Source organism: Dietzia sp. DQ11-71 (assembly GCF_014144995.1).
Taxonomy (GTDB): domain Bacteria; phylum Actinomycetota; class Actinomycetes; order Mycobacteriales; family Mycobacteriaceae; genus Dietzia; species Dietzia kunjamensis.
The window spans coordinates 1-10,134 of record NZ_JAALDT010000075.1; the positions used below are offsets into that span (position 1 = coordinate 1).

The following is a 10,134-nucleotide window of genomic DNA, read 5'->3' on the forward strand; positions in this document are numbered from 1 at the left end:
GGCTGCCTCCCGACGCGTTCTGGCAGGCGCACCGCTCCGCCGCGAGCCACTACAGCCACGAGGTACGCACCGCGGTGACGCGCACCCCCGACCTGACCGACATCCCCGAGATCTGGGACCTCTACGGAGGCGCCGGGCTGTTCGCCGCCGGGGTTCGGGACGCGATCCCGGGCGCCCGCGTGACAGTCGTCGAATCCGCCACGGCGTCGCTGCACGCGGCCACGGACACCCTCGGCGGCCCGCCCGGGGACCCCGCCGGCGGGGGAGTGAGGACCCTGCGTTCCCGGGTCGAGACGTTCCTCGAGGACCGCGACGACCGGCCGGCGGACCACCCCGATCCGGAGGTCATCATCCTCGATCCCCCGCGCGGCGGAGCGGGGATCCCGGTCATGCGGCGGCTCGCGGCGTCAGGTGCGTCCCGGATCGTGCACGTGGGCTGCGATCCGGCGAGTCTGGCGCGGGACATCGGCGTCCTCGTGGCCGCCGGGTGGACGCTCACCGACCTCCACGGGGTGGCGGCCTTCCCGGGCACCCATCACGTCGAGGGGATCGCCGTACTGGACTCGCCGGGACGCTCCTGATCCAGCACCGCAGGTAGGGGCCCGAACGTCCGCCCGTGGGCGAGGTCGCGTCGCGCCAGCCCGTAGACTGACGATTCGACCCAGCAGGGTGTCGGTCACGGAAGGGGCAGTCGACAGCAATGAGCGTGCTCGAACAGGTTGACGGCCCATCCGATCTGCGGCGGCTCGGTCCCGGGGAGTTGGCCGCGCTGTGCGGGGAGATCCGTGAATTCCTCATCCGTAAGGTCGCCGCGACGGGCGGGCACCTCGGCCCGAATCTCGGCGTCGTCGAACTGACCGTGGCGTTGCACCGTGTCTTCGACTCACCCCGCGACCCCGTCATCTTCGACACCGGACACCAGTCCTACGTCCACAAGATCCTCACCGGTCGTCGCGATCAGTTCGACGGGCTCCGCACCCGCGGGGGGTTGTCCGGTTACCCGTGTCGCGCGGAGAGCGAGCACGACGTGGTGGAGTCCTCGCACGCCACGGCCTCCCTGTCGTACGCGGACGGGTTGGCCAAGGCGTTCTCGTTGCGCGGGGAGTCCGATCGGACCGTCGTCACCGTGATCGGCGACGGCGCGATGACCGGTGGCATGGCATGGGAGGCCCTCAACAACATCGCCGCCGCCAAGGACCGCCCCATGGTCATCGTCGTCAACGACAACGGCCGCTCGTACTCGCCGACCATCGGAGGGCTCGCCGACCGCCTCGGCGCGCTGCGGCTCCAGCCGGCGTACGAGAAGGCGATGGATCGCACGAAGAACGCGCTCACGGGCCGCAAGGACGTCGTGGGGAAGGCCGTCTACTCGGTGCTCCACGGCATCAAGACGGGAGTCAAGGACGTCGTGTCGCCGCAGGAGTTGTTCGCGGACCTGGGGCTCAAGTACATGGGGCCGGTCGACGGGCACAATCTCGCCGCCACGGAGGCGGCCCTGCGCCTCGCGAAGGATTTCGGCGGCCCGGTGGTGGTCCACGTCGTCACCCGTAAGGGGATGGGCTACGTCCACGCCGAGAACAACGAGGCGGACCAGATGCACGCCACCGGGGTCATCGATCCCGAGACCGGAAAGCCGCTGGCGACCTCCTCCGCCGTGGACTGGACGTCGGTCTTCTCCGAGGAACTGTGTGCGATCGGTGCCGAACGCGATGACGTCGTGGCCATCACGGCCGCGATGGCCGGGCCGACCGGTCTGGCCGCGTTCGGGGAGCGGTTCCCGGAACGGATGTACGACGTGGGTATCGCCGAGCAGCACGCCGTGGCCTCGGCGGCAGGGCTCGCGCTCGGTGGGCTGCACCCCGTCGTCGCGGTCTATTCGACCTTCCTCAACCGGGCGTTCGACCAGCTGCTCATGGACGTCGCGCTACTCCGACAACCGGTCACCATGGTCCTGGACCGGTCCGGCGTCACCGGCCCGGACGGTGCGAGCCACAACGGGATGTGGGACCTGTCGCTCACCGGCATCATCCCCGGGGTACGCGTGGCCGCTCCCCGGGACGCGACCACCCTCCGGCAGGAACTGCGCGAGGCGGTGGCCTTCGACGACGGTCCGACCGTCGTCCGGTTCCCGAAGGGGTCGGTCGGTGATGCTCTGCCCGCCCTCGCCACGTCCGAGGACGGGGTCGACCGCGTGCACGGATCCGGTGACGCCGAGGTCCTCATCGTCGCGGTGGGGTCGATGGTCGCGCCCGCCATCGCCGCCGCCCGTGCCCTCGGGACAGAGGGCATCTCGGTCGACGTAGTGGACCCCAGATGGGTCTACCCGGTTCCCGCGTCGATCCTGGACGCCGCCCGTGGACGCCGTCTCGTGGTCACGGTCGAGGACAATGGTCTGCACGGTGGCGTCGGGTCGGCGGTGTCGGCATGCCTGGACAACGCCGCGGTGCGGGTCGATCGAGTCGCGCTGGGCATCCCGCAGGAGTTCCTCGACCACGGCTCCCGGGGGGAGATCCTGGCCGACGCAGGACTGACCCCCGAGGGGATCTCGGACAGCATCCGGACCCGACTGGGCTGACCCGGGCCGGATCGCCGGACGCGTGCACACGCGGGCCCGTACCCACGCGTGACAGGGGCCGCGCCGGCCGGTGCCGGTGGCCCGGACTCAGGAATCCGCGCGGAAGCTCCGCACCGCCTCGAGCAGGGGGTCGGTGGCCAGTTCGATCTGCCAGGCTCGGGCGCTCTCGGTGAGCAGGACGTCGTGGAGCAGTTCCGCGTCGTCCCCGGACCGGGTCGTCGCCGCGCGCCACACCCACAGTCTCAGCGTCGAGGGTTTGAGCAGGAGTCCGGGCTCCAGACCCAGGTCGTCGGCGAGTGCGCCGATCCGTTCGCGGGCGATCTCGAGCAACTCCGCGGCCTCGGGCTCGTTTCGCTTCCACGACGCGTGCGGCGGGTGCTCGGCGGGCGGCCCCTGCCGGGAGGGCAGGTCGGCCCGCCCCAGCCCGTCGGCCCACTCGAGGGCGGCGAGCCATTCCCCGACGAGCCGTCGGCGGTGAGGTCCGTCGAACCCCTCGATCGCCAGCAGTGCGGTTCTGTTCGTCGGCCCCACCCTGGCGGCCTCCACGATCGCCGCGTCACCGAGGAGCCGCTTGGGGGCGATGTCCCGCTCGGCCGCGACCCGGTCCCGGGCCATCCACAACTCCCTGGCGCGCGCCAGTTGCCGGCCGTCGCGCAGGCTCGACAGCCGGGACAGTCGACGCCAGGGGTCCGGCGCGGCAGGTGCCGGGCCGGACTCCACCAGGTACCGACACTCCGCCTCGAACCACTCACGGCGGCCGAGCTCGTCGAGCCGCGGCAGGACCTCGTCCGCCAGTTCGTGCAGGAACAGCACGTCATAGGCTGCGTAGTCCAACCACGCCGCCGGCAACGGGCGACGAGACCAGTCGGCGGCGGAGTGCGCCTTGGCCAGGCCGATCCCGAGGTGCTCCGAGATCATCGCCCCGAGGTTGACCCGCTCGGTGCCGAGGAAACGTCCGGCCAGCTCGGTGTCGACGAGCGAGGTCGGCGAGACCCCCAGCTCACGCAGCGACGGGAGGTCCTGACTCGCGGCGTGGAGCAGCAGGGGGCGGGTCGACAGGACGTCGGCGAGGGAGCCGATGGTCCGACCCGGGGTCTCCGGGTCCACGAGCAGGGCGGGGCCGGTGGGGGCGCGGAGTTGCAGGAGGAAGGCCCGGTCGGCATACCGGATCCCCGAAGCGCGTTCGACGTCGACCGCGACGGGGCCGGGCGAGGACCGCAGGGCGTCGGCGACCGCCTCGATGGCGGGGAGGGCGTCGACGAACTCGTACTCGGCCGGGGGTGGCTGTGCCCCGGGCGGGGTCTCGCCGCGGCGGCGCCCGCTCACGACCGCCGGTGCAGGGAGGTCACGCCGACGGGGGGGAGACCGGCGGCCAGGGCGAGCGTCGTGCAGAAGGCGGACGCGTGGCCGGTCAGGTCGGGCTCGAGGGCGGTCCAGGACGCGCGCAGCTCGAGCTGGTGGGACTGGGGAGGACCGGCGATGTCGCCGTAGCGGACGGAGGCGGTGCTGGTCACGGTGCCACCGAGCGAGGTGTACGGCCCGGCCTGATCGCCGAGGGCCTCGGTGAGCCAGCTCCACGCCACCTGGGGCAGGAGCGGGTCACCTGCCAGCGAGGCCTCCATGTCGGCCTGGATGTAGGCCACGAGTCGGAGGGTGCCGTTCCACGCGTCGTCCCCGGAGGGGTCGTGCAGGAGGATGAGACGGCCGAAGGCGTCGCCGTCGGAGAATTCCGGGACGTCGTCGCCGGAGGGCGGGATGATCTCGACACCGAGCGCGTGACTGTAGGGCGCCAGTCGCTGCGGCGGGCGGATCGGGCCGACCGAGATCTCGGGGCGGACCTCGAGTCGCGACAGCGACTCGACCGCCTCCCGGAAAACCTCGGGCTCGCCGTCATTGACCGATGTACTCACGGGTCGTCACGCTAGCGACCGCCCCGGCGTGCCCCGAGGAGGCGCGCCGTCGCCTACCCGGGTGGGCTGACCGGCCGCGGCGGCGGCTTCATGGGACGATGGGGGGTGTGTTGAACTCTGATGCGTCCTCGACCTCCCGTCCCGCCGACCCCGCCACGGATGCCGTCGCCGGCCGCCGCGCCGGGACCGGCCCGTACCTCGACGAGGTGACCGGAGTCGGCGGCGCCCACACGCCGGTGTGGTTCATGCGCCAGGCGGGCCGCTCGCTTCCGGAGTACAAGAAGGTCCGCGCCGGGTCCACCATGCTGGAGGCCTGTTTCGACCCGGCGATGACGTGTGAGATCACCCTGCAGCCGGTCCGTCGCCACGGGGTGGACGCCGCGATCTTCTTCTCCGACATCGTCATCCCGTTGGCCGCCGCCGGGGTGGACATCGACATCGTGCCCGGGACCGGGCCCGTGGTGGCGGAGCCGATCCGGGACGAGGCCGGTGTTGCCGCCCTGCCCGAGCTCACCCCGGACCGCCTCGAGAAGATCGAGGAGGCCGTGCGGCTGGTCGTGGCCGAACTCGACCCGCAGGTCGCGCTCATCGGCTTCGCCGGGGCCCCCTTCACCCTGGCGTCCTACCTCATCGAGGGCGGCCCGAGCCGCAACCACGAGCACACCAAGTCACTGATGTACTCGCGGCCCGACGTGTGGAACGCGCTCATGGCCAAGCTGGCGGACCTGACCACGGTGTTCCTGCGCGCGCAGATCGCTGCCGGAGTGGACGCCGTCCAGCTCTTCGACTCGTGGGCGGGCGCGCTCAGCCAGCGGGACTACCGGTCGCTGGTGCTCCCGCACTCGACCCGCATCTTCGCCGACGAGATCATCTCGACGGTTCCCCGCACGCACTTCGGCGTGGGCACCGGCGAGCTGCTCGGGGCGATGGGCGAGGCCGGCCCGGAGGTCGTCGGCGTGGACTGGCGCATCCCCCTGGACGACGCCGCCGGGCGGGTGCCGGGCAAGGTCCTGCAGGGCAATCTCGACCCCGCGATGCTCTTCGCCGACCGGTCGGCGCTGGACGGCGAGGTCCGCCGCATCCTCGACGAGGGCCGGCGGGCCCGCGACCTCGGCGCACGCGGCCACGTGTTCAACCTCGGCCACGGTGTCCTGCCCAGCACCGACCCGGGTGCGGTGACCCACGTGGTGGAGCTCGTCCACGAGCTGACCGGGAAGTGACGGTGGGCCCTCGCGTCGCCGTGGTGGGCGGTGGGCTCAGCGGGCTGACGGCCGCCTATCAGCTCTCGCGCGAGCTGCCGGACGCCCACATCACCGTCCTCGAGGCCTCTGACCGGCCGGGCGGGGCACTCCACACCGTCGACTTCCCGTCCGGTCCGATGGAGCTCGGCGCCGAGGCCTTCATCGGCCGCCGACCCGAGGCGAGCGACCTCGTCGCCGAACTCGGCCTGACCGGGTCGCTGCGTCATCCGGGGCCGCTCGGACCGGCGATCCTCACCGGGGGTCGGATGGTGCCCATGCCCGTCGGCACGTTGATGGGTCTGCCGTCCGACGTCGGGGCGTTGGCGGACGTGCTGAGCCCGCGGGAGCGCGCTGCGGCCGCGCGCGAGGCCGACCTGCCGCTGGACTGGGAGCCGGGCGGTGACGTCTCGCTCGGCTCGTTGGTCTCCGAGCGGTTCGGGCACGCGGTCGTCGCCCGGCTCGTCGACCCCATGCTCGGGGGCGTGTACGCCGCCCCCAGTACCGGGCTCGGGCTGCGACAGGTGATCCCTGGGCTGGCGCAGGCGTTGGACCGCGGCGCTCCCAGCCTCACAGCCGCCGCGCGGGAGCTCGTCGCGCACCGCGTGCCGGGCCCGGTGTTCGCCACCCTCGACGGGGGTTACCGGCTCCTCGTGGACGCCCTCGTCCGGGCCTCCGGTGCCGTGATCCGTACACACGCCACCTGCACCGCTCTCCACCGGGACGGTTCGGGCTACTCGTTGGCGGTCGCCGGCGACCGCGGGTCGTGGTCCGAGGAGGCGGACCTCGTCGTCGTCGCCGTCCCCGTTCCCCACGCCGCCCCGCTCCTGGAGGGTGCCGGGGGTCTCGACGCCGCGACCCGGGGCCTGTCCGGGATCCGGACGGCGTCCTCGGCCGTCGTCGCGTTGGAGGTCGACCGGTCCCTGGACCTCCCGGAGCGTTCGGGGGTCCTGGTGGCGACCGACGAACCGGTGCCGTTCAAGGCGATGACCTTCACCAGCCGCAAGTGGCCGCACCTCGACACCCGGCCCGGGCACCTGGTCAGGGTGTCGTTCGGGAGGATCGACGACGACGAGGTGCTCGCCGCCGACGACGCCACCCTCACCCGCATGGCCGAATCCGCGCTGGGGGGACTGTGCGGCTCCGCGCCGACGGTCCTGCACTCGCGGGTGCGCCGCTGGTCCGACGCCCTCGCCGAGATCGGTCCCGGACACGACACGCGGATCTCGGGCGTGCGCGCCGAACTGGCCGAGCGGCTGCCCGGCGTGGAGCTCGTCGGCGGCGCGACCGAGGGCGTGGGGGTACCCGCCTGTATCGGCTCGGCGCGGGCCGCGGCCCGGCGACTCGCCTTGGGGTGGCAGGATTGAGCCATGGCACGCCTTGACTACAAGAAACTCAACTCGACCCTGCGCTACCTGATGTTCTCCGTCTTCACGGTGACGCCGGGGCAGCTCGGGGAGGACCGGGACGCGGTCGCCGCGGACCTGGAGGAGTTCCTCGCCCGCTACGACGGCACCGACGTGGTGGTCCGGGGTCTCTACGACATCTCGGGCCTGCGCGCCGAGGCCGACTTCATGATCTGGACCCACTCCGAGCACATCGAGGACCTACAGCGGTTCTACAACGAGTTCCGGCGCACCACCCTCCTGGGCCGGGCCAGCACCGCCTACTGGTCCAACACCGCGCTGCACCGCCCCGCGGAGTTCAACAAGAGCCACATTCCGGCGTTCCTCGCCGAGGAGGAGCCGGGGGCGTACGTCTCGGTGTACCCGTTCGTGCGCTCCTACGAGTGGTACCTGCTCCCCGACGAGGAGCGGCGCCAGATCCTCGCCCAGCACGGCCGCGCCGCCCGCGAGTACCCGGACGTCCGCGCCAACACCGTGCCGTCCTTCACGCTGGGGGACTACGAGTGGATCCTCGCCTTCGAGGCCCCGCAGCTCGACCGGATCGTCGACCTGATGCGCGAGATGCGGGCGACCGAGGCCCGCCGCCACGTGCGCGAGGAGATCCCGTTCTTCACCGGACCGCGCGTCACCGCCGGGCAGCTGGCGGCATCGATGCCCTGAGGTTCACCGCGCGCCGACAGCTCGACTTGACGCGAGAGAGGGCCGACCGGGAGCAGTCCCGGTCGGCCCTCTCGTCTCTGTGGGCCGGATGCGGCCGGTCGAGTTCAGCTCTCGGCCGGCTCCAGCGTCATGCTCAGGGAGTTGATGCAGTACCGCAGGTCGGTGGGGGTGCCGTAGCCCTCCCCGGCGAACACGTGCCCCAGGTGACCGTGGCAGTTCGCGCAGATCACCTCGGTGCGCGTCATGCCGAGCGAGGAATCCGTGCGCTCGATGACGGCGCCGCCGGCCAGCGGCGTGAAGAACGAGGGCCACCCGCAGTTGGATTCGAACTTGGCGTCGCTGCGGAACAGTTCGGCACCGCATCCGCGGCAGCGGTACACGCCCTCGGTCTTGGTGTCGTTGTACTCACCGGTGAAGGGACGCTCGGTGCCGGCCTGCCGCAGGACCTGGTACTCCTCCGGGCTGAGTCGACGACGCCACTCGGTGTCGTCCAGCGTGAAGTCCGGCTGGGGGGTGTGGGTATCGGTGGGCTCGCTCATGCCCGCAGGCTACGCCGACGCGGCGGCCGGTGCGATCCGCTCGTGCCGGCGGGGGTCGCTGCGGCGCCACAGCAGCACCACGAGCACGGTGGCCAGCAGCAGCAACCATCCCAGGGTCGGGTGCGCGAACTCGAGTAGCCGCCCGTAGTAGGGCCAGCGCGCCGACTCCCAGAAGTCGAGGGTGAAGAACCCGTACGCGGCGAGCCACGCCGGCCAGTTGCGGACCAACGACTTGTCCAGCACCACCGTGAGCATGATCGGGATGAGCATCATCGAGTAGTACATCTGGCCGAGGGTGGAGACGAGGAACACACCGGCGAGCACGACCCCGGAGGTGGTGGCCAACCACAGCACCTCGTGGTTGTGGCGGTAGTCCATCAGCAGCCACACGGCGACGAGGGTGGCCACCACGACCAGGATGCGGGCCACCAGGATGACCGGCTCGGGTACGCCGTAGTACAGGCCCATCCCGGCGATCGAGCTGTTGTAGTAGTCGCGGACCTCGCCCATGTAGGTGAGTGTGGTGTCGAGGTAACTGCGGGCGTCGACGGTGAGGGCCCACCCCGCGGCCATGGTGACGGCGGGGATCGCGGCCGCGGTGACGAACGGCTGCCACTGCTTGCGGATGAGAGGCAGCACGAGCAGCGGAGCGAGCATCGGTTTGACGGCCAGGGACAGGCCGATGGCCACGCCGGCCCACCAGAGGCGCCGTCGGTGCAGCAGGTAGAGGAACGCCACCTGGCACAGGAAGATCACGCCGTTGACGTTGGTGAATACCAGCGTGTTGGTGACCGCCTCGGTGCAGAACGCCGCCAGCAGGATGGCGGGGGCGGCGAACGAGCGGACGTCGAGGTCGAACAGCCGCATGAGCAGCCACAGCGCCGCGATGATCGCGGCGGTGTTGATTCCGATGAACAGCCAGCGCGCCAGCGTGTAGTTGTCGATCAGGCCGAACGGGGCGAGGACGAACGTCCCGCTGGGGGCGTAGAGATAGTGCGGTTGCACCGTCAGCAGGTTCTCGACGTACACCGGCTCACCTGCCAGGAAACGCCTGGTGGCGGCGTAGACGGTGCCGAAGTCGTTCGTGATGGATCCGTTGACGGCCTTGATCAGGACGCGGTGGATGACGGTCATGATCGCCAGCGGCCACAACACGTGGGTGAGGACGCGGGGCACGGTCGACGTGCTTCGGGTGGGCAGCGGCACGACTCGCAGGGTACCGCCTGGCCTCCCGCGTCCCGGTGAGGCACCCCGGCCGGTCAGGACGGGCAGGCCGTGGACTGCTCAGCGGCATCCGGGTCGTCGAGGAAATCGACGACCGCGCCCCGGGCGCATCCGGAGTGCAGGATCACCTGTGCGCCCGGGGCGCCCCAGGTGACGATCCGCACGTCGGTGGCCCCGGCGGCGCTGAGGGCCCCGGCGGTGGGTTCGAGTGCGGCGGCACCGGCCCGGGGGTCGGCGATCCCTCCGACCAGGAGTACCGGCGTCTCGGCGGGAACGGAGACCGGAGACTGCCCGGGCACGGGCCAGGTGGAGCAGGCGGAGAGCTGCGCGGCGATGATCTCCCCGAACGGCGGGGTCTGCTCCCATTCGGCCCGCAGTTCCCCGACACGGTTGACCGGGACGCGGCGCGACAGGTCGGAGCATCCGGCCACGTACGGCAGCGACGTCCCGGCCAGTTCGGCGGCGCGGTCACGGACGCTGCCCGGGGTGTCCTCGGGGGCGGCGGCCGCGAGGTCGCCCAGGATGACGTCGCCTGGGGAGGCGTCGGCAGCGGAGGCGCCGGACAGGTCCGCCAACGCCGAC

General features: G+C 71.8%; 10 protein-coding genes. 5 read left to right on the plus strand and 5 right to left on the minus strand.

All coding sequences use genetic code 11. The features are described from left to right. Both G6023_RS03005 and dxs read left to right on the plus strand, forming a co-directional pair. Nucleotides 1–581 (plus strand): class I SAM-dependent RNA methyltransferase (locus tag G6023_RS03005; RefSeq protein ID WP_472986414.1); only part of this gene is annotated, 581 nt, incomplete at its 5' end. Between the two features lie 119 nt (nt 582–700). After that, nucleotides 701–2,575, plus strand: a complete 1,875-nt coding sequence (gene dxs / locus G6023_RS03010) for a 1-deoxy-D-xylulose-5-phosphate synthase (protein ID WP_182634050.1) — start codon at nt 701–703, stop codon at nt 2,573–2,575. Nucleotides 2,576–2,662: 87 nt separating this feature from the next. Here dxs and G6023_RS03015 read toward each other — a convergent pair whose 3' ends face one another. Further along, nucleotides 2,663–3,901, minus strand: a complete 1,239-nt coding sequence (locus G6023_RS03015) for an HRDC domain-containing protein (RefSeq protein ID WP_159147776.1) — start codon at nt 3,899–3,901, stop codon at nt 2,663–2,665. Then, entirely contained in the window at nt 3,898–4,485 is a 588-nt protein-coding gene (locus tag G6023_RS03020; protein WP_159147774.1) for a DUF3000 domain-containing protein, read from the minus strand. The genes G6023_RS03015 and G6023_RS03020 overlap by 4 nt, the downstream gene beginning before the upstream one ends. Nucleotides 4,486–4,583: 98 nt before the next feature. Between G6023_RS03020 and hemE the strand changes: the two genes are divergently transcribed. The 3 genes from hemE to hemQ are packed head-to-tail and all read left to right on the plus strand — an operon-like array spanning nt 4,584 to nt 7,789. Beyond that, nucleotides 4,584–5,705 carry a uroporphyrinogen decarboxylase gene (gene hemE / locus G6023_RS03025; RefSeq protein ID WP_182634051.1) on the plus strand — a complete coding sequence of 374 codons (1,122 nt, stop codon included), beginning with the start codon at nt 4,584–4,586 and terminating at the stop codon, nt 5,703–5,705. Nucleotides 5,706–5,707: 2 nt separating this feature from the next. After that, on the plus strand, nt 5,708–7,090 hold the full coding sequence (gene hemG, locus G6023_RS03030) for a protoporphyrinogen oxidase (protein WP_182634052.1): 1,383 nt from the start codon (nt 5,708–5,710) through the stop codon (nt 7,088–7,090). A 3-nt stretch (nt 7,091–7,093) separates the two neighbouring features. Next, entirely contained in the window at nt 7,094–7,789 is a 696-nt protein-coding gene (hemQ, locus tag G6023_RS03035) for a hydrogen peroxide-dependent heme synthase (protein WP_069389059.1), read from the plus strand. A gap of 104 nt (nt 7,790–7,893) precedes the next feature. Here the strand turns inward: hemQ and msrB are convergent, their stop codons facing one another. From msrB to G6023_RS03050, 3 genes are all read right to left on the minus strand, one after another. Next, on the minus strand, nt 7,894–8,328 hold the full coding sequence (msrB, locus tag G6023_RS03040) for a peptide-methionine (R)-S-oxide reductase MsrB (RefSeq protein WP_069389058.1): 435 nt from the start codon (nt 8,326–8,328) through the stop codon (nt 7,894–7,896). 9 nt (nt 8,329–8,337) lie between these two features. Further along, nucleotides 8,338–9,534, minus strand: a complete 1,197-nt coding sequence (locus G6023_RS03045) for a glycosyltransferase family 87 protein (RefSeq protein WP_235027790.1) — start codon at nt 9,532–9,534, stop codon at nt 8,338–8,340. 53 nt (nt 9,535–9,587) lie between these two features. After that, nucleotides 9,588–10,134 (minus strand): alpha/beta hydrolase (locus tag G6023_RS03050; protein WP_182634053.1); only part of this gene is annotated, 547 nt, incomplete at its 5' end.